General features: G+C 60.8%; 16 protein-coding genes. 10 read left to right on the top strand and 6 right to left on the bottom strand.

The genetic code is table 11. The annotated features are described in order from the left end of the window. Positions 1 to 121 precede the first annotated feature (121 nt). The 7 genes from AC13EK_RS06850 (at position 122) to AC13EK_RS06880 (ending at position 8,984) form a co-directional block, all read left to right on the top strand. Positions 122 to 349, top strand: coding sequence for a hypothetical protein (locus AC13EK_RS06850; RefSeq protein ID WP_063976109.1), 228 nt, complete (start codon positions 122 to 124; stop codon positions 347 to 349). A 264-nt stretch (positions 350 to 613) separates the two neighbouring features. Continuing rightward, positions 614 to 2,860 (top strand): acyl-CoA dehydrogenase, encoded by a 2,247-nt coding sequence (locus AC13EK_RS06855; protein ID WP_125998249.1) that lies wholly within the window; start codon positions 614 to 616, stop codon positions 2,858 to 2,860. Further along, entirely contained in the window at positions 2,857 to 4,143 is a 1,287-nt protein-coding gene (locus AC13EK_RS06860; protein WP_063977108.1) for an acetyl-CoA C-acetyltransferase, read from the top strand. Before AC13EK_RS06855 ends, AC13EK_RS06860 begins: the two co-directional genes overlap by 4 nt. Before the next feature lie 8 nt (positions 4,144 to 4,151). After that, a complete protein-coding gene (locus AC13EK_RS06865) occupies positions 4,152 to 6,245 on the top strand; it encodes a 3-hydroxyacyl-CoA dehydrogenase NAD-binding domain-containing protein (RefSeq protein WP_234781648.1) in 2,094 nt (697 codons plus the stop codon). Continuing rightward, a complete protein-coding gene (locus tag AC13EK_RS06870) occupies positions 6,242 to 8,086 on the top strand; it encodes an acetyl-CoA hydrolase/transferase C-terminal domain-containing protein (protein ID WP_063977110.1) in 1,845 nt (614 codons plus the stop codon). The genes AC13EK_RS06865 and AC13EK_RS06870 overlap by 4 nt, the downstream gene beginning before the upstream one ends. A 58-nt stretch (positions 8,087 to 8,144) precedes the next feature. Beyond that, on the top strand, positions 8,145 to 8,759 hold the full coding sequence (locus AC13EK_RS06875; RefSeq protein WP_483022098.1) for a formate/nitrite transporter family protein: 615 nt from the start codon (positions 8,145 to 8,147) through the stop codon (positions 8,757 to 8,759). Further along, positions 8,760 to 8,984 carry a hypothetical protein gene (locus AC13EK_RS06880; protein WP_483022099.1) on the top strand — a complete coding sequence of 75 codons (225 nt, stop codon included), beginning with the start codon at positions 8,760 to 8,762 and terminating at the stop codon, positions 8,982 to 8,984. 9 nt (positions 8,985 to 8,993) lie between these two features. Here the strand turns inward: AC13EK_RS06880 and AC13EK_RS06885 are convergent, their stop codons facing one another. Further along, the gene (locus AC13EK_RS06885) at positions 8,994 to 9,713 is read right to left on the bottom strand and encodes a glutathione S-transferase (protein WP_081261093.1); all 720 of its coding nucleotides are present in this window, start codon (positions 9,711 to 9,713) and stop codon (positions 8,994 to 8,996) included. 267 nt (positions 9,714 to 9,980) lie between these two features. Here AC13EK_RS06885 and AC13EK_RS06890 point away from each other — a divergent pair, with 267 nt between their 5' ends. After that, positions 9,981 to 10,190, top strand: coding sequence for a hypothetical protein (locus AC13EK_RS06890; protein ID WP_063977112.1), 210 nt, complete (start codon positions 9,981 to 9,983; stop codon positions 10,188 to 10,190). 57 nt (positions 10,191 to 10,247) lie between these two features. On the opposite strand, the gene AC13EK_RS06895 is transcribed toward AC13EK_RS06890, so the two are convergent. Together AC13EK_RS06895 and AC13EK_RS06900 are read right to left on the bottom strand one after the other, a co-directional pair. Next, the gene (locus AC13EK_RS06895; RefSeq protein WP_234831876.1) at positions 10,248 to 11,447 is read right to left on the bottom strand and encodes a GGDEF domain-containing protein; all 1,200 of its coding nucleotides are present in this window, start codon (positions 11,445 to 11,447) and stop codon (positions 10,248 to 10,250) included. 2 nt (positions 11,448 to 11,449) lie between these two features. Next, entirely contained in the window at positions 11,450 to 11,878 is a 429-nt protein-coding gene (locus tag AC13EK_RS06900) for a hypothetical protein (protein WP_234781650.1), read from the bottom strand. A 553-nt stretch (positions 11,879 to 12,431) separates the two neighbouring features. Between AC13EK_RS06900 and AC13EK_RS06905 the strand changes: the two genes are divergently transcribed. After that, positions 12,432 to 12,986 (top strand): outer membrane protein, encoded by a 555-nt coding sequence (locus AC13EK_RS06905; RefSeq protein WP_017503103.1) that lies wholly within the window; start codon positions 12,432 to 12,434, stop codon positions 12,984 to 12,986. A gap of 894 nt (positions 12,987 to 13,880) precedes the next feature. On the opposite strand, the gene istB is transcribed toward AC13EK_RS06905, so the two are convergent. Together istB and istA are read right to left on the bottom strand one after the other, a co-directional pair. Then, positions 13,881 to 14,648: an IS21-like element helper ATPase IstB gene (gene istB / locus AC13EK_RS06910; protein WP_048578302.1), complete on the bottom strand. Its 768-nt coding sequence runs from the start codon at positions 14,646 to 14,648 to the stop codon at positions 13,881 to 13,883. After that, positions 14,645 to 16,135, bottom strand: a complete 1,491-nt coding sequence (istA, locus tag AC13EK_RS06915; protein WP_081261070.1) for an IS21 family transposase — start codon at positions 16,133 to 16,135, stop codon at positions 14,645 to 14,647. Before istA ends, istB begins: the two co-directional genes overlap by 4 nt. Before the next feature lie 330 nt (positions 16,136 to 16,465). Here istA and AC13EK_RS06920 point away from each other — a divergent pair, with 330 nt between their 5' ends. Then, positions 16,466 to 18,610, top strand: a complete 2,145-nt coding sequence (locus tag AC13EK_RS06920) for a catalase (protein WP_483022100.1) — start codon at positions 16,466 to 16,468, stop codon at positions 18,608 to 18,610. Positions 18,611 to 18,962: 352 nt separating this feature from the next. Here the strand turns inward: AC13EK_RS06920 and AC13EK_RS06925 are convergent, their stop codons facing one another. Beyond that, on the bottom strand, positions 18,963 to 19,589 hold the full coding sequence (locus AC13EK_RS06925; RefSeq protein ID WP_318276903.1) for an outer membrane beta-barrel protein: 627 nt from the start codon (positions 19,587 to 19,589) through the stop codon (positions 18,963 to 18,965). Positions 19,590 to 20,061: the final 472 nt, after the last annotated feature.

A 20,061-nucleotide genomic window follows, 5' to 3' on the forward strand; every position in this document is an offset into this window, starting at 1 on the left:
GTGGGCGTAAGCTATGATCCGGTCCATGGCGCGCTGCTGGTCGCCGATGACCTGTCCAACAGCGTCTGGAGGATAGCCCCAACCCGTCGCTGACATGAGGCAAAGAGCAAGGAGAGAGAAAATGGAGAAACGACAGGAAGATGGCGAAACGGTAACCCATCTCTCGAAAGTCGAGGCACGCAGCGGATCGCGCACGACCGCGACCCGATCCATATTGGTCACAAGCCTTGCGCTGGTCATCGCGGTTCTGCTCATCGTGGTTGCGATCGGCTATTTCAGGGCCGACCAGACCGGCGCAGACGAGGTCAATAGCGACAACAGTTCGCAAACAATGTCGGCGCCAAATTGACATAACCGCCATGACACCCGCCAGCAAATCCATCGCGATGGACGCACTGGCAAGGTGGATTGGCGACAAACTGCCCTGATCATTGCGGGCGGCCATCAATCGGGCAACGGCCCGTCCTTTCCATGGAGCGCTTCATCGCGCATGCCGCCGCACCCGCTGTTGGTTCGAAGGACATTTTGCGGCCGATTTTCAGGCGAGGCTTCCTGTCGCGACGGATCATGTGCGGGGTCTTCCGCGTTCATGGGGCAAGCAAAAAGGACAGAGATGATGCTTGCCAACGCCCGCCGTGAAATCCTCACCCGCCCGATCTTCTCCCTCGTCGAGGCAGCGCTGCCCGCGCTTTCCGCTACGGAGAGCGAAGCGATCGAGGCTGGCAACAGCTGGTGGGACGCGGCCCTTTTTACCGGCAATCCGGATTGGGATCAGCTTCTTGCCGTGCCGCCCGCCAGGCTGACCGCCGCAGAACAGGCATTCATGGATGGCCCTGTCGAACAGCTGTGCGGCATGATCGACGACTGGCGCATGACCTGGGAAACGCACGACCTGTCGCAGGAAGCCTGGGACTATCTTAAGCAGGAAAAATTCTTCGGCATCATCATTCCCGAGGAATATGGCGGCCTTGGCTTCTCCAATTTCGCCCATAGCGAGATTGTCCGCAAGATCGCCACCCGATCCGTATCTGCGGCGGTCACTGCGATGGTCCCCAATAGCCTGGGACCGGGTGAACTCATCCTGCGCTTTGGAACCAAGGAACAGCAGCGCTACTGGCTGCCGCGGCTGGCGGACGGACGTGAAATTCCCGCTTTCGGCCTGACCAGTCCCGAAGCCGGCTCCGATGCGGCGGCGATGATCGACGAAGGCGTCATTTGCAAGGGGCAGTGGGACGGCGAGGAGGTGGTGGGCATCCGCCTCAACTGGCGCAAGCGCTATATCACCCTGGGTCCGGTCGCGACCTTGCTCGGCCTCGCCTTCAAGCTGCGCGATCCCGACCATCTGCTGGGCGGGCAGGAGGAGATCGGCATCACGGTCGCGCTGGTCCCCACCGACCTGCCCGGCGTGTCGATTGGGCGCAGGCACATCCCCTCGATGCAGAGTTTCCAGAACGGCCCCAATGAGGGTCATGATGTGTTCATCCCGCTCGACAACATCATCGGCGGCCCTGATCGCGTCGGTCAGGGCTGGAAAATGCTGATGAGCGCGCTGGCGGCCGGCCGGGGCATTTCCCTGCCTTCCCTGTCTGCCGCCGCCGGCGCCTTTGCGGCCCATACGACCGGCGCCTATGCGCGGGTGCGCTCACAGTTCAACCTGCCGATCGGCAAGTTCGAGGGGATACAGGAGCGTCTGGCGCGGATCGCGGCCAATGCCTATCTGCTCGATGGCGCGCGCCGCCTTACCTGCGCGGGGCTCGATCAGGGGAACCATCCCGCCGTCATTTCCTCGATCCTCAAGCTCCACGCGACCGAACGCATGCGGACCGTCATCAACGACGCGATGGACGTGCATGGCGGCAAGGGCGTGATCGACGGGCCCAATAATTATCTGGGTAACCAGTATCGCGCGATCCCGGTCGGGATCACGGTCGAGGGCGCCAATATCCTCACCCGCAGCCTGATGGTATTCGGCCAGGGCGCGATCCGCTCCCACCCCTATCTTCTCAAGGAAATCCGCGCGGTCGCAGATGCCAATCGCGGGCGGGCGCTGGCGCAGTTCGATGATGTGCTGTGGAAGCATGTGGGCCACGCGCTCAAGACCGCGATCCGCGCCTTCGCGCGCAACTGGACCGGTGGCCTGTTTGCGCCAGCGCCCAAGGCCGGGCGCGCGACCCGCTATTATCGCCAGATGAGCCGCTATGCCGCGGCCTTTGCCTTCATATCCGACATATCCTTCCTGACCCTGGGCGGCGAGCTCAAGCGGCGCGAACTCCTGTCCGCCCGGCTGGGCGACATACTGTCGGAACTCTATCTTCTTTCCGGCGCGCTCAAGCGCTGGGAGGATGAAGGGCGCCAGGATGATGACCTTCCCCTGCTCGCCTGGTGCATGGACAGCGGCTTTGCCACGATCGAGCAAAGATTCGTCGAGATCATCGAGAATTTTCCCGCGCGGCCCGTGGGCTGGATGCTACGCCTGTTCATCCTCCCCTTTGGCCGCCGTCGCCATGGCCCGACGGACCGGACCATCCGTCAGTGCGCGCAGATCATCCTGGAACCCTGCCCAGCGCGCGAACGGCTGATCGACAATGTTTTCATCGGCGGCCCGGAAGAACCCGTCGCCCGCCTGACCGAAGCCTTCCGCCTGATGGTCGATACCCAGCCTATCCACGACCGGCTGCGCAAGGCGCGGATCAAGGATTGGGCCAAGGCGCGCGAGCGCGGCCTGCTGTCGAGCGCAGAACTGGCGCAGCTTGAAGAAGCCGATCGCGCGGTCGCGGACGTCATCGCCGTGGATGATTTTGCACCCGAGGAGCTGCCGCGCAATGCTGCTGCATCGGACCTGGCGCAGGCCGCCGAATGAGCCGGCCGGTCTATATTGTCGATGGCGCCCGCACGCCCTTTCTCAAAGCGCGCGGCGGCCCCGGTCCGTTCACGCCTGTTGACCTGGCGGTGCAATGTGGGCGCCCGCTCCTGCTGAGGCAGAAATTTGCCCCCACCGATTTCGATCAGGTCATATTGGGGTGCGTCAACGTCATCGCCGATGAAGCCAATCCGGCGCGTATCGCCGCGCTGCGTCTGGGCTGCGGGACGCAGACGACCGCCTTTACCGTTCAGATCAATTGCGGTTCAGGCATGCAGTCGATGGACACCGCCTACCGCTATATCGCCGATGGCGGCAGCGACCTCATCCTGGCCGGCGGTGCCGAAGCGCTCAGTCACGCGCCCCTCGTGTTTCGGCAGGATGCCGTCCAATGGTTCGCCGCGATGCAGGGCGACAAGAACAGCCCCCTGGCCTCGCTCAAAGCGGCCAGCGGATTTCGCCCCGACTTCCTCAAGCCCATCATCGGATTGGAACGCGGCCTCACTGATCCCATCACCGATCTTGGCATGGGTCAGACAGCGGAAATATTGGCGCACCTCTTTTCAATCTCGCGGGCGAACGCGGACGCCTATGCGGTCGAAAGCCACAAGCGTCTTGCCCGGGCGCAAGCGGAGGGATGGCTGGAGGGCGAACTTGTTCCCGCTTTTGCCAGGGATGGGACCGTATATTCCCAGGATGATGGCGTGCGGCCCGACAGCAGCACAGAGAAGCTCGCGACGCTGAAGCCCGTTTTCGAGCGCCCTTATGGGAAGGTCACTGCGGGCAATAGTTCGCAGATCAGCGACGGCGCCTGCTGGACCATCCTCGCCTCGCAAGAGGCCGTCGAGCGCCATGGCCTTATGCCCCGCGCGCGGATCATCGACAGCCAGTGGTCGGCGATTGATCCCGCCATCATGGGCCTAGGCCCAGTGCTCGCCTCAACGGCACTCCTCAAACGCAATGGTCATGCATTGGCGGACATCGATCTGTGGGAATTGAATGAAGCCTTCGCTGCGCAGGTGCTGGCATGTCTTGCGGCATGGGAGGACGAGGACTTCTGTCGTACCATATTGGGCCTTGAGGGGGTAGCCGGGCGCATCGACCCCTCGCGCCTCAATGTCGATGGCGGCGCGATTTCCCTGGGGCACCCGGTGGGCACGAGTGGCACGCGGATCGCGCTGCATCTCGTTCAAGCGATGGAGCGGCTCGGGCTGAGGCGCGGCATCGCCACCGAATGTATCGGCGGCGGCCAGGGCGGCGCCATGTTGATCGAACGGCTGTGAAGGAGACCATGATGAACGATCCTGTCTGGTCCTTTCTGGCCGATCGCGATCTGGAGACCGGTCCCGCGCCCCATCGCGCGGAGGCCCTGCATCACTGGCGCTTCACGCGCGACGCCCAAGACATTGGCTGGGCTGTCCTCGATCAGCAGGGAACGGACACCAATCTGCTGTCCCAGGCCGTGCTCGAAGAGCTTGACCATATACTCGACATGATGGCGGACCGTGCGCCCCGGGCGCTGGTCATTCGCTCAGGCAAGAAACAGGGCTTTCTTGCCGGCGCGGATATCAGCGAATTTCGTGACATGCGCGACGAGGCGATGGTGCGCGACCGGATCGCCGCCGCGCATGCGATCGTCGACCGTCTCGAAGCGCTGACCTTTCCGACCATTGCGGTCATCCACGGCTATGCCATGGGTGGCGGTCTCGAGGTCGCGCTGGCGTGCCATCAGCGCATTGCCATCGAATGGACAAGGCTCGGCTTCCCCGAAGTGCAGCTTGGCCTGCATCCAGGGCTCGGCGGCACGGCGCGCTTTACCCATTTATGCGATCCGATCGCGGCGATGGAACTGATGCTGACCGGCAAGTCGATCGATGCTGGCTATGCGAAAGACATGGGGCTGGTCGATGCGGTCGTCCCCGAGCGCCACGTCCACGCCTCCATCATCGCAGCGGTAGATGGAAATATGGATCAGGGCCGTCAGGCATTGCTGGATCGCCTGAAGGACGCCGCGCCAGTCCGCCATTTGGCGGCGCGGCAGATGCGCAGCCAGGCTGAAGCCAGGGCACCCTTGGCCCATTATCCCGCGCCCCATGCGCTCATCGACCTTTGGGAAACTCATGGTGGCGACCGGGAGGCGATGAAACAGGCGGAGATCATCTCCTTCGCGCGTCTCATGATGAGCGACAGCGCGCAAAATCTCATCCGCGCCTTTTTCCTGCGCCAGAAGCTCAAGACACTGGCTGGGCCGGAAACGAAGACGATCGCCCATGTCCATGTCATCGGTGCGGGCGCGATGGGCGGCGACATCGCGGCCTGGTGCGCCTGGCGCGGTCTGCGCACCAGCATTTCCGACGTGAAGCCAGAGCCGATTGGCGCTGCTCTTGGCCGAGCCGCGAAGCTGTACGAAAAGCTCGCCCATGGAGATCGGCTCAAGGTTCGCGATGCGCTGGATCGGTTGATCCCTGACCCGGATGGTGCGGGCATCGCCAAAGCCGACCTCCTGATCGAGGCTGCCCCGGAAAAGGCCGATCTCAAGCGCACCCTCTATGCGAGCGCCGAGCCACGCATGAAGGACGGCGCAATCCTGGCGACCAACACCTCCTCCATTCCGCTTGAGCAATTGCGCGAGGGGTTACGCCATCCCGAGCGGCTGATCGGCATCCATTTCTTCAATCCCGTGTCGCGGCTCGACCTGGTGGAGGTCATAAGCCATGACGGCGTCGATCCGCAGGTCGAGGCCAGCGCAAAAGCCTTTGTCGGCATGATAGGCAAGCTGCCGGCCCCGGCCCGCAGCGCCCCCGGCTTCATCGTCAACCGGATCCTCACCCCCTATCTGGTCGAGGCGATGACGATGATGGACGAGGGCATCGCGCCCGAGACGATCGACAGGGCGGCAATGGATTTCGGCATGCCCATGGGCCCGCTGGAACTTGCCGATCAGGTCGGCCTCGATATCGGCCTTGCGGTTGCCGACATGCTGAAACGCGAACTGGACTGGCCCATGCCCGCCACGCCGATTTGGCTCCACGACAGGGTTTCGGCGGGTCATCTGGGGGCAAAATCCGGCAAAGGCATATATGCCTGGCAGGATGGCCATGCAGTCAGAAACAGCGCCGCCCCGCCCGCGCCGGACATGGCTGACAGGCTCATCATGCCGATGCTCAACATGGCCGTCGCGGTCCTGCGCGAGAAGGTGACCGATGATCCCGATATCATCGACGCGGCCATGATCTTCGGCACCGGATTTGCGCCCTTTCGTGGCGGACCGCTCCATTATGCCCGCGCACGCGGCGTTGGCGAAGTCAAAGCCGTGCTGGAGGGGCTGCGCGAAGCCCATGGCGAGCGGTTCCGGCCCGATCCGGGCTGGGACATGCTGCAATGAGGACCGGCGAAATCGAGCCCCTGGAACTTGGTTCGGCAGAAGAGGTAGCCGACCGCATCATCGCTCGCACCGACGGGCATATCGTCCTTGGCCTGCCGCTGGGCCTTGGCAAGGCGCCTCATGTCGTCAATGCCCTCTTCGCCCGTGCCAGCGCTGATCCCGCCATCAGGCTTCGTATCTTCACGGCGCTCACGCTCGAGCAGCCCTCGCTTGGCACGGACCTCGAGCGTCGTTTCCTCGAGCCCGTGTTCGAGCGGACAATGGGCGGATATCCCCGCTTTGCCTATGCGCAGGCGCAGCGCGCAGGCGAGATGCCGGCCAATATCGAGGTGAATGAATTTTTCTTCCAGGCCGGCAGCCGGCTCGGCAATGGGGACGCGCAGCGCCACTATATCGCAGCCAATTATACCCATGCGATGCGCTATCTGATCGACCAGGGCGTCAATGTCGTGGCGCAGATCGTCGCGCGACGGGGGAACAGCTATAGCCTCAGCTGCAATAGCGACATGACGCTCGACCTGCTGGCCGAGCGCGATCGGGGCCGGGCCGATTTTGCCCTGATCGGACAGGTCAATGACGAGTTGCCCTTCATGCGCGGGCCGGCCGAAATCCCGTCCGATCGGTTCGCCATCATTCTCGATAGCGCGCACACGCGCTTTCCTCTCTTCGGGCCGCCACGCCAACCCGTAAGCCCTGCCCAGCACGCCATCGGCGCCCATGTGGCCGCGCTGATAGCCGATGGCGGCTCGCTTCAGATCGGCATCGGCGCGATCGGCGACGCGATCGCCCACAGCCTGATCCTGCGGCAGGAACAGCCCGGTGCCTATCGCGCAACGCTCGACCGGCTGGGCGCTCCCGAGCCATGGGAAACCGGCCCCTTTGAGGAAGGCCTATATGCGCCGACCGAGATGCTGGTCGACTGTTTCCTCGATCTCATTAGGGCCGGCATCGTCAAGCGTGAAGTCGATGGGGCGATCGTGCATGGCGGCTTCTTCGTTGGCCCGCGCAGCTTCTACGCCGCGCTGCGGGACATGGACGAGAAGCTGCGCGATCGCATCCATATGCGCGAGATCAGCTATATCAATGCGCTGTTTGGCGACGAAGCGGCCAAGCGCAAGGCGCGGCAAAAGGCCCGCTTCGTCAACAGCGCCATGATGGTCACGCTGCTGGGCGCCACGATCTCGGACGGGCTTGAAGATGGCCAGGTCGTCAGCGGCGTAGGCGGGCAGTATAATTTCGTGGCGCAGGCGCTCGAACTCGACGGCGCGCGTTCGATCATCACCCTGCCCGCCACCCGGCGTCACAAGGGCGAGACCCGGTCCAATATCGTCTGGAGCTATGGCCATGAAACCATCCCGCGCCATTTGCGCGACATGGTCGTGACCGAATATGGCGTTGCAGACCTGCGCGGCCAAAGCGATGAGCAGGTCATCCAGCGCCTGATCGCCATCGCCGACAGCCGCTTTCAGGGCGAACTTCTGGAAAAGGCACGTTCCGCGGGCAAGATAGCGACCGACTGGGACATTCCCGAAGCACAAAGGAATAATCTGCCCGAGCGGATCAGCGCGGCCATGCCCACCGAGACATTTCCGTCCTTCCCGTTCGGCACGGACTTTACGCAGATCGAGCAGCAGTTGCTGCCGGCGATGCAATATCTGGCAGACCATGCGGCAAGACCCGCCCAGCTGGCCGCCCTGATTGCGCGCGGCCTGCGCGGTGGTCAGCCCGACGAAGCGGAACTGGCCGCGCTCGAGCGCATGGGGCTGGATGCGCCCCATGGCGTCAGGGAGCATAGCTACCGTGCGCTCATCCTGGGAGCCTTGCGCAGTGCCGGACAGTAAGAACAGGAAAGCGGCGAGAGAGGCAGACGTCATTTCGGCAGACAGGGGAAAGGACCAGATGCATGAAGCCAAGGATAGCCCGCACCCCGATCTTGACGCGGAAGAGGCCGCGCATGTCGAGGAGCGCAGCACGGGTTCGGCAAAGGTCGTCCATGAGGTTGTGCGGCTCCAGGGCGAGGAAGAGCTGGATCGACCGATCCTGGCCCTGATGCTTTCTGGCCTGGCCGCCGGCCTCGCTATCACCCTGTCGCTCATGTCCGAACTCTTCCTGCGGGCAAGGCTGCCCGACACAGACTGGGCGCCCCTCATCTATCTGCTGGGCTATCCGGTCGGATATCTGATCGTGATCATGGGGCGGCTGCAGCTCTTTACCGAAAGCACGGTCACAGCGGTGCTGCCGGTCGCGACCCGTCCGAGCCTTGGCAATCTGGGCCGCCTCGCGCGCCTGTGGGCCTGCGTGCTGGCCGGGAACCTTGTCGGCGTCACACTCGTGAGCGCGCTGATGGCCGGTGAGGTCATCATCACGCATGAACAGCGCATCGTGGCGCTGGATATTCTCGCCAAGCTCGAATGGCAGGACTGGTCGAAAACCCTGATGCTCGGCATTCCGGCGGGCTTCATCATGGCCGCGATTGCCTGGGCCCTGCCCAATGCCAGGGGCAGCGAATTCTAAGTGATCTTCCTCCTGACCTATGTCATCGGCCTTGGCGGCTTTTCGCATGTCGTCACCGGCTCGTCCCAGATCAGCTTCCTCTGGCTGAGCGGCGAGGTCAGTTTCCAGCAGGCCTGGTTCGGCTTCTCCCTCCCTGCGCTGGTCGGTAATATCATCGGTGGAAGCGGCCTGTTCGCGGTCCTGGCCCATGGGCAGATGCGAAGCGACCTTACCGAAGGGGGATAGCGTTCGGTTTCAAACACCGCCGGCGGGCAGAACTGCGCGCAGAGACTTCTCGATTTCCCCGCCGCAATAGGCGTCGCCATAGCGCGTCACGCCTCTTGCCTCGAGCCTCGCCAAGGCAGGATGAGCGCGCAGACGCTGGACCAGCTCCATCGTTGCAGGCGCATGTTGGGAGAGCATGGCAGCGATCGCGCCGAAGCGGCTGGCCATTGTGCCCCATAATGTCACGGTCACGATATCGGCCAGATCTGGCTTTGCGATGCCGAGCATGAAACCGTCTCCAGCTTCAAGGCCGTTGGTTGTGCCCACAGCCTCCCAGATGCGCATCCATTTCACCAGCCGAGGAATAAAGCTGGCCCATCGATCCTCCGTCCACATCTGCCGGCCGCCATCCAGCGTCAGTTCGTCAATGATATCATTCGCGTCATTGACGAGCTTGACCGTCAAGGCGCGTTCGCGGGTACCGCCATGCACAAGGGCAAGACGTTCTGCCAGATAGACCATGATTGCTGGCATCTGCGACAGGGCTAATCCGGTTTCATTATCAATCAGGAGGGGTGGCCCCATGAAGGGCACCGGCTGATCCTCCGGAGCCATTTTCATCAGGGCGGCGATCTCACCCTCATCATGTTCGTTCCAGCTCTTGCCCGCGAAATCAAGCGCGGCCCTGATGAACTGTCCGTGGAATGGCAATGGCCAATAATATAGCTCGAAATCCTTCACCACCTTCATCCCTCCTTTACGTCGGCACCTTTGCCAGAAGGCTTTCCTGAACATATTGGTTGCCATGGAAATCTAGCGGGCAACCGTCGGGCTATAGCGGTGCGCAGGAACACAATGGCGGAGTTCGCGTTGTCCGACGCCAGCTGCCCTCCGCAGTTTGCAGCGGCAGTTTCGGGGCCGACGCAGGCGATGAGACCGAAGCTTCGATGGGGGCATAGCCTCGAAAAAGGTCTTTTCCGGCAATGATGGTGCAGGTGCGCAGGGAGCTTGGGACGCATGTCGAATGAAATAGGTTCGGTTCGCCAATGGGATGAGGGTGACCTGATGGAAGCCTTCCGTCTTATTCAAAGCGAGCGCCATACCGGTGACGACCAGATAATTTTTGCAGAAATGCGGCGCCGTGCCGGTGGCGGCGCACGTGAGCAGCGCGATGCTTCGAACCGGCCTCGACTGTGGGACTTCGAGCCGGACAAGCCTCTGTGCTGAGATATGGTCGCCAGCCCGGCGCGCGCCAAAGGCGAGGCGTCGCCGGGCCGGAGCACCTCAACCCGCTGCAACCACGTCAGGCGAAAGGGGTCTGTCATTTTGACGAGCGCCCGCCCACTCACCCAGGCGGATTGCGATCTGATCGCGCCCCCCGCGCTTGGCGTCGTAAAGCGCTTCGTCTGCCAGCCGGTAAAGCGTGCCAAAGTCAACGCGGGATGCCGAGGCTGTCACGCCGATACTCACCGTCACCATGCGATTACCGATGATGTCGCCGTGGCTCAGATTGGCCAAAGTTCGCCGCAGGGTTTTTGCAAATTGCTCGATGTTCCCAATTTCAGCTCCTGTGATCATCATCGCAAATTCCTCCCCACCCAGGCGGCACACGGCGCAGGAGGAACTTTCATGCCGTGCGATGCAGCGGCCAATAGCTGCCAGAACGTGATCGCCAGCCTCATGACCATAGACATCGTTGATCGACTTGAACCAATCGACGTCGATCAGGAGCAGGGCAACCAGCGCGCCTGACGCAGGCAAGCCTTCAAGCATCCCGCCGGCTCGTTCCGTGAAACCCCGTCGGTTTGGCAGCCCTGTCAAAACGTCACGGCGGGCAAGCTCATGGGCCTTAGCCTCTGCGAGCCGGGCGAAGTCTCGTTCCATCCGCAACCGGGCATGAGCACGCGAAGCGCCAGCTGAGAGCCACAATGTTTGCCAGGCCGCTGCGAACAGGACCAGAATTTGCGACCCACCGCCCCAGAACATGGCGTCCGCGTCGAAAAAGCTGGTCGACGCAAGAACGGTCATTGGCAGTGCCCAGGCCCCACCGAGGCTCTGCGCCGCGCTGCTTCCCCGTCGCCATGCCTGGCCAATACAGGATGCGACCGCCGTCAGATTGGCCCGGACCAGGAATCCCAGCAGATTGCCGAGCATGTCGAACGGCCCCGAACGCATCAGCGAAAGCGGTAAGCCCAATGCGCACACGCTTGCGGTGAGGCCCAGGGCTGTGCGCCTCAACCCCGCGTCGAGATGCTGTCTTTCAAGAGCAGTGACGGCGCTCAAAGTGGCGAGCGTGATGGCGAGACAGGAGAGACCAGTGCAGATTTGCGCCGATACCGCGCTAGCCATGGAGGGAAAGAAGAACAGATGAAGTTGCGACCAGCACGCCCCCCATATGACCATGCAGAATGCCCATGCAGCCTGCCAGCCGGCATGTTGCTGACGGACGGCAAGAGCCAGTGAGGCGTTATAAATCGCGCCCACAATCAGCAGAACGAGCGCAGCACGGTCAAGGTAGCCAAGCCAGTTGTCTGGGTGGCTTCTTCACCACGCGCGACAAGCCTCATCCGCAGGAGATGCGCGCTCGCCACTTTGTCAAATCTCAAGGTGAAGGCCACGACAGGAACGTCGCGATAGGGCGCGCGGAACGCGAGTTGGCCGCCAGCTCTCCAATAGGTCCCGAAATTACCGCTCCGGACATGTTGCTGCTCGACGGCACCGTCACGATAGATGAAGCGCACGACGAGTCGATCAAATCGAGAGCTGTGGATGATCAGCGACAGATCCTCATGATCGCGCGAGCCTCGGGGCAAGGCGGCATGGAGCCACAATGTACCCTTCTGATAGCCATTAGGATCACCATTACAGGCAAAATGGGATGGGCGCATGTCGTTAGGGGCGATCGATCGGTTCACTGCGTGAGATAGGGGATCGCCAATGCGTAGCAATTCAGCGCGCGCAGGCGGTGCCCAGCCCAAGAGTAGCAGTGCGATCGAGAGAGCATGGGGCAGGCAATCGCCAGAACTTGTCGGGATAAACCCGTGGTCAGAATGCGCCCGTTCATCGCGCGCGCTTAGTATGAAATGCACGACGATGCCGGGCGCGGGTGCATGGCAACTGGGTCCGCTGCAGGCAGCGATCCGCCTGTATTGCGTCAGTTCTCGCCCTAGACTGACGAAGGCCAAAAATATCTCAGAGTCGCAGAGCAAGAAATTTAATCCAAGTTAAAGATAGTCCTGGTCATGTTGCAGGAGTGGCATCATGATATTCTTGCTGAAATTACGTAACGATGCCGAAACAAATTTAGAGAATGCAGTTTTTTGGATAATTTCATTGCAGAAGGCCTTGGCGATGGCATCCTAATAGTGTCAAAATTGCAACATCAGCATTATTGTTTTTGCATCGAGCAACCATTGCGCATGTCCTTTAGTTTGAGCCTCGTTAAAAAATCAAACAGGGACGTACATCATGATGAAGATCATTCTCCCATTGCTGGGCTGCCTGGCACTGCCGACTGCTGCCATGGCCCAGGACGATACCGCACCCGATGGCAGCAAGGCCTTCGGTATCGAGCCGTATGTCGGCATTCTCGGCGGTTATCACACCTTTGACCGCGGCACCGAGTTCGGCAGCGTTCCGGGCGAGACGATCATGAACGGCGCTCTGATCAGCGGCATCGCGGGCGTGAACGTGCCGCTCGGGCCGGTGTTTGTCGGGGTGGAAGGGAACGCCTCGAAGGGTTTCAGTGACATTGACTGGGAGTATGGCGTGAAGGGCCGTGTGGGCGCCCGCGCAGGCGAGAGTGGCTTGATCTACGCCTCGGCCGGCTACCAGTGGGTCAATGGCAAAGGCGGCTGGCCCGACGAGAAGGACTGGATGTACGGTGCGGGTGTCGAAGTGGGGCCAAAGGAGATCGGCCTCGGCGGGGTTACAGGCAGCAGCGGTGTGCGCCTGCGCGTGCAGGTCGACACCTATGATTGGGACAGCTTCCGCCCCATGGCTGGCGTCATTTTCCACTTCTAAAAAATAGCATTGTCCAGGGGAGGGGATGAGGCGTTCCCTTCCCTGGGACGCAAATGCCTCAAGTGGAACACGGGTGGTGCCATGGAGTTGTGCTTGCAACTACAGTAGGGGCCGATCCGCTGTTCAGCTAGAATCTGTTGGGCTAGTCCGCCTGTCCTGCGAATTTTCTCAGACCGTGAACTCGTTATATCTCAAGGCGTTTTGCGTTGGCTACTGCGCTTGTTGCAGGATTTTGGAGGCTTGCGAATGACGATTGAGATTCGCTTTCCCGATGGTAGCCATCGTGATGTGCCGAGCGAACTTCGCATTCCGCACCCAGATAGCGGAAGCGAAGAGCACGCATTCAGGCATGTACCGCTCAACTGCGATTCCTGTTGGCGTTTTGCGTTTGACGGCGTCCTTTGGAATGCGCTCCCCAGAATCGGCAGTCTTGCTATGTTCCGCGGCCCGAGCACTGAGTGGTGGAGGGGCATTATAACAATGTCGGACGGATGGGCTGTGGATCACGAGCGGTGCCTTCCCGTCGCCGTCAACGCGTGATGGCCAATTAGCGCGAGCCGATGCGCTCCCAGTGTCGGCATAATTCATTAGAGCCGCTGCCACCCGAGCAGAGATCATCTCCAAATGCCAGCATGATGTAGAGCATGAATGCGGGGGACACGCGTCAGCCTGTCGGTCGCAATCAGAACCTGATTACCACCGATATCCGCCATATCGGATGACAAAGATATCACCACGTCATTGACGGCACTTCGCGCGAAAAGGGGTTGTCAACGGCGGCGTAAAAGTCGTCCATTGGGCGGAGCAAAACCAGGCCACTTGATCCGGGTGTTGGCGAGCGCCGGGAGGGCGTAGCCCGAGCGGGGGTCGCCAACACCCGGATTGCCGTTTCTGTCAGGGGTTGGGACGTGCTTTGCGTGCCTGGCTCTGGGCCAGGCGATAGCTCTCGCCGTTCATCTCGAGGATGCTGACGTGGTGGGTGAGCCGGTCGAGGAGCGCGCCTGTCAGGCGCTCGGAACCGAACGTCTCGGTCCATTCGTCGAACGGCAGGTTGCTGGTGATCAGCGTCGAGCCGCGTTCGTAGCGCTGTGAGATCAGCTCGAACAGCAGTTCCGCGCCGGTTTTGGAGAGGGGCACGAACCCCAGCTCATCGATGATGAGAAGCTTATAGCCGGTCATCTGCTTGTGTAAGCGCAGTAGGCGGCGTTCGTCGCGTGCCTCCATCATCTCGCTGACCAGCGCGGAAGCAGTGATGAACCCGACCGTCAGGCCCTTCTGGCAGGCCGCCAGGCCAAGACCGATCGCGACATGGGTCTTGCCGGTCCCCGACGGGCCAAGGGCGATGACGTTCTCGCGACGGGTAATCCAGTCACAACGCGCCAGTTCGAGCACCTGCATCTTGTTGAGCTTCGGAATGGCGGCAAAGTCGAAGCTGTCGAGGCTCTTGGCGGCCGGGAACCGCGCGGCCTTGATCCGGCGCTCGACCATCCGGCGTTCCCGGTCGATCAGTTCCAGTTCGACAAGCCGAGCAAGGTAGCGGACATGATCTACGCCCTCTGCTGCGCATTGCCGGGCCAGCTTGTCATGCTCGCGCAGGAAGGTTGGCAGCTTGAGCGTCTTGAGGTGGCTGGCGAGCAGCAGTTCGGGAGCTTGGCTGCTCATGCCGCTGCTCCGCCGGTCAACAGCCGCATGTACGAGCGCGCCGATGTTGTCTCCACTCTGGCCCTGGGCAGGTAGGGATAGATCGCCATGTCCAGTCGGGGCGGGCGGCGCTCCACCCGGCATAACAGGAGATGCTTCACCGCATCGAAGCCGATCGCGCCCATATCAAGGGCCTGCTTCACCGCGCCATGCAGATCGGCCAGAGCGAAGCTCTCCAGCAGGCGCAGTACCTGCACATATTCGCGCCGGCCATGCTTGCCCATGCGCGTCTCCATCAGCCGGCGCAGCGTTGTAAATACCTCGGGCAGGTCCCAGCCCTGCAATGGTGCGGCCTGATCGAGGGCATTGATCTTCTGTTCGATCAGGGGAAGGTAATGGATCGGATCGAAGATCACATCCTCGCGCTCGTAGCTGCGCACATGGCGGGCAATGATCTCGCCCCGGCAACCGATCACCACCTCGTCGACATAGCCCCTGATCCACACCTCCTGGTGGCCGAAGCGCACCGGCACCGAGTAATCGTTGGTCCGGTAACGCACCAGCGCCTGCGATGAGACCTGGCCGCTGGTCTGGTCACAGGCCTCGAAGGGGGAAGCCGGCAGTTCCTGCATCGCCGCCAGATCGCGCCGCAGCCTCTCGCCAATCGTCTCACTCTCGCCCCGCAGCCGGTCGTTCTGCCGTTTGCGGCATTGCTCCTCGAGCCACAGGTTGAACGCCTCCCATGTCGGGAACCGGGGGATCGGCACCATGAAGTTGCGCCGGCAATAGCCGACAAGGCCTTCAACGCCGCCCTTATCGTTACCCTTGCCGGGGCGGCCGTAACGATCACGGATCAGGTAGTGCGACAGGAAGGCGCTGAACAGCCTCGCGCGCAGCCGCGTCCCGTCAGGCAGGATCTTCGAGACCAGGCAGCGGTCGTTGTCGTAGACGATCGACAGCGGCACCGCGCCGAAGAACGCAAAGGCGTGGACATGGCCGTCCATCCAGGCCTCGGCAACGGCAGCCGGATAGGCGCGTACGTAGCAGGCGTCGCTGTGCGGCAGATCGAGCACGAAGAAGTGCGCCTTCTGCTCCACCCCGCCGATCTCGACCAGAGCTTCTCCAAAATCTGCCTGCCCATGGCCGGGTGCGTGTGCCAGCGGCACGAACATCTCCCGGCTGCGCTGATCCCGATCCCGGATGTAATCCTTGATGATCGTGTAGCCTCCGGTGAAGCCATGCTCTTCGCGAAGGCGATCGAACACACGCTTCGCCGTATGGCGCTGCTTGCGCGGGACCGACCGGTCCCCATCCAGCCAGCCGTCGATGATCGGTATGAACGCTTCCAGCTTCGGTCGCCGCACCGGGGCGCTGCGACGGTAACCGGGCGGCTCGGAATACGACAGCATCTTGCGGACCGTGTCGCGCGATATGTTGAAATGCTTCGCTGCCGCCCGGGCGCTCATGCCGCCCGCGCAGGCAAGACGAACCTTCAGGTAAAGTTCCACGGTGTAAATCCCTCATCCCTCCTCGCCAGCATCGCGAAAAGGGAAAAAGTGGACGACTTTTACGCCGCCCGCAGCAGCACTTCGCCGCCGCTACCGTGGTCTAATTTTGCACCGCCGTTCTCAGGGGTATATCCACAGAAGGTTCTCACAATTTGTGACGGCCGGTTTCATGCGATCAAATCCCGCGCTGCCAACATTCCACGTTCATATTGATCGAGATTGGTTCTGGACATCTTCTTGCCTCTCGCCGGAACCCAGCCTGCTGCTTCAAGTTAGAGGTCTGTCTGCTGCGACGATCGCAGCCTCGCATGATCATCAGGGAGAGTTGATATGACCGCTTCGGGTCCCAAGAGTGATGCAGCTCTGGAAAATAGTCTGGCTGATCACCGGCCCGGAGCTGGAAGTCCCGATTATGAGACGACGGCCGGAGAAGGTGGAGAGACGCAGCAGAAGCTGAAGGCAGAGCAATCCGGTGATGCCCTCACAGACAATTTCGGGCACCGGATCGCAGACAACCAGAACAGCCTCAAGGCGGGCGCTCGCGGTCCGACGCTACTAGAAGATTTCGTCCTGCGCGAGAAAATTTTCCATTTCGACCATGAGCGCATCCCTGAACGGATCGTACATGCCCGCGGCTCTGGCGCCCATGGGATTTTCGAATGCACCAAGGCCATTACTGATGTTACCAAAGCGAGCATCTTCCAGAAGAAAGGTGCGCGTTGCCCCGTGTTCGTTCGCTTCTCGACTGTGGCCGGTGGCGCGGGTTCCGTCGATACACCGCGCGATGTGCGCGGCTTCGCAGTGAAATTCTACACCGATAGCGGCAACTGGGATCTGGTCGGCAACAACATTCCGGTATTCTTCATTCAGGATGCCATAAAGTTTCCTGACCTTATCCATTCGGTCAAAATGGAAGCGGATCGCGGCTATCCCCAGGCGGCGAGCGCCCATGATACGTTCTGGGATTTCGTGTCACTCATGCCAGAGAGCATGCACATGATCATGTGGGCCATGTCCGATCGGGCCATTCCTCGGTCCTTGCGGATGATGGAAGGTTTTGGCGTCCACAGCTTCCGCTTCATCAACGAACAGGGCGACGGCAAGTTCGTGAAGTTCCACTGGAAACCGGTTCTGGGCGTCGCGTCCCAGGTCTGGGATGAGGCCGTGAAGACGGCAGGCGCCGACCCCGATTTTCATCGCCGCGATCTGTACGAAGCCATTGCCAGCGGTGATTATCCCGCCTGGGATCTGGGCGTGCAGATTTTCGATGAGGCTTGGGCGGCAGAACAGCCCTATGATGTGCTGGACGCAACCAAGCTGATCCCCGAAGAGGATATTCCTGTCGAGATCATCGGGCGTCTCACGCTCAATCGCAATGTCGACAATTTCTTTGCCGAGACGGAGCAGGTTGCCTTCCTGCCCAGCAACCTCATTCCAGGCATCGACTTCTCGAATGACCCCCTGCTGCAGGGGCGACTTTTCTCTTATCTCGATACGCAAAAGTCGCGTTTGGGAACGACCAACTTTCATCAAATTCCGATCAATGCGCCAAAATGCCCATTCCACAATATGCAGCGCGACGGGTTGATGCAGACGCTGGTTCCCAAGGGGCGCGCCAATTACGAACCAAACAGCCTGAATGAGGTGGGTGAGGATAGTGGTCCCCGCGTCGCGTCCGAAACCGGGTTCACATCCTTTAGTGATAATGGCGAGCGCAACGATCCAACTGAAAAGATGCGGATACGTGCCGAAACATTTGCCGATCATTATAGCCAGGCTCGGATGTTCTATCTGTCGCAGACGCAGAATGAGCAGGCGCACATCGCATCAGCCATCGTCTTCGAATTGTCGAAGGTGGCCTTGCCTCATGTGCGGCTACGGGTTCTCGCGCGTCTGCGCAACGTTGACGAGGTTCTGGCGCAACGAGTCGCCGATGGGCTGGCGATCGCTCTACCTGAAAAGGCGCCAGCGGCCCGAGAAATTGTGGAGATGCCCGTTTCTGACGCTCTTTCCATCCAGAAGAATGCCAAGGATGGCTTTGCGGGCCGTAAGGTCGGAATTCTGTTTGCAGAGGGTTCCGACAAAGCGATGGTGGAGAAGATCAAGGCAGGCGTGGAGAAAGCGGGCGGCAGCGTCTTTCTGGTTGCGCCGAAAGTCGGTGCCCTCAACGTCAAGGGCGGGACACTCCAAGCGGATGGAAAGCTCGATGGCTCGCCGTCGGTACTGTTCGATGCGATTGCGTCCGTGCTGATGCCGGAAAGCGCGGAAAAACTGTCGAAGCAGGGCGCTGCAGTTCAATGGTTCATGGACGCCTATGGGCATTGCAAAACCATCGCCCATTGCCCCGGCACGCAGATCATTCTGGACAAGGCAGGGGTAGAAAAGGACGATGGTGTCATTCCAAACGAAATGCTCCTGGACAAGGGACCCAAACGACATTGGGCGCGAGAACCAAAGATCCGAGATCTGGCGTGAGATAAGCTGCTGGTTCCGCATGCGCCCTAATACTGCGCATGCGGGCCTTTCTGTGCTACCAGTTTCAGCGCTGCCTATTAGTAGAGTCATACTCCACCTTCGACTGGAGGCTGGACTGGGCGAAATTCATCCGCGGCGCAAAGCACACTCCATCGAGCCTAGCCGTCACAGTTCAAGAGGACACGGTTCCAGGCCCTGGGGGAGCAAGCCGTATCGCTTGGCTATCGCAGCGCGGTCATTGCGGCAAAAGGAAAATGGCGGCCTGAAACGAAATTGGCCCCGACCATTTCCATGATCGGGGCCGGTGCTCCTGGACCGTCGTCCAAGGGCGAGTCGCTAAATCGCTATATCGTCAGAAATGGAAACCGCCAGTTACTGCAACTTGGTGACGCGACATTTTGACGCCGGTGTCGAGTTCGATGTCGCCTTCGCGATACACATATTTCCCATAGTCGCTGTAACGATATTCAAGGCGCGCGAAGTTTGAACCGTTGGTGAATTCAGCGCCTCCGCCGATGCGATAGCCATCGATATTGTCGCCGATGCTTGCACTGTCGCCATCGAGAGAATAGCGGAGCTTGAGGCGGGCATTGGTGTAGCCGCCCTTGGCATAAAGCAGCATGTTGGGGGAGACCGCGAAGCCGATCCGGGCACCAATATACAGGTCACGATCAGCGAGGAGCGACAGTTTGTCACCCTCGAACAAAATGTCGTGCGCCGACGTTTTCGTGGTGGAATCCGATGCCTCGGCTTCGATACCAAGGATTGCACCACTGGTGCCGAGGGCGAAGTCATAGCCCGCCGTGACACCATACAGCATGCCGCTTTCGGACGCATCGACATCGTAACCATAATCAAAGTTCACCGTGTCGTAGCCGAGAACGATACCGGCTTTTCCGCCTTCGAAGTTGGAGGCGTTCTGAGCGAGAGCAGGAGCGGCGATAGCAACAGATGCCGCGCAAACGATGAACTTGACCACGGTTAACCCCTTGAATCGTTGTATTTGGTGGGGTGTCATGGCAGATGATACTTATTGATCGGTTAATTGCTCAGCGTGATGAGTATGAAGATGCTTGTAATCTATTCATTGCCGCAGCCTGGTCAACAATCGCTTATATCTGCAGATTGAAAGGCTCCTTTCTTACAGTGATGGAACGCAGTCGGGCCACGGCCTGATTCACCAGGCTGCAGGCTTCGATCTGAGACAGATCAGGCCGAACCGAACGATCTATTAGTTCCAGATTTTTGTAGTCGATGTTCGGCCATGACTCATGGCGGCCGATCCCCAAACGCTCCAACTACGTCACTACCTAGCCTCTCCTATTCACCGGGGCGGTCAGGAGGGTTGGCGGGAGTAGCGTAAGGTTCTGTTCTGAAGTAGGAAATTGGGTGTCTAAACCATCCCTTCTCCGGGACAGAAAAAGCCACGGGCCACACCCGCCATGAACGAT

Source organism: Sphingobium sp. L-44, assembly GCF_056859495.1.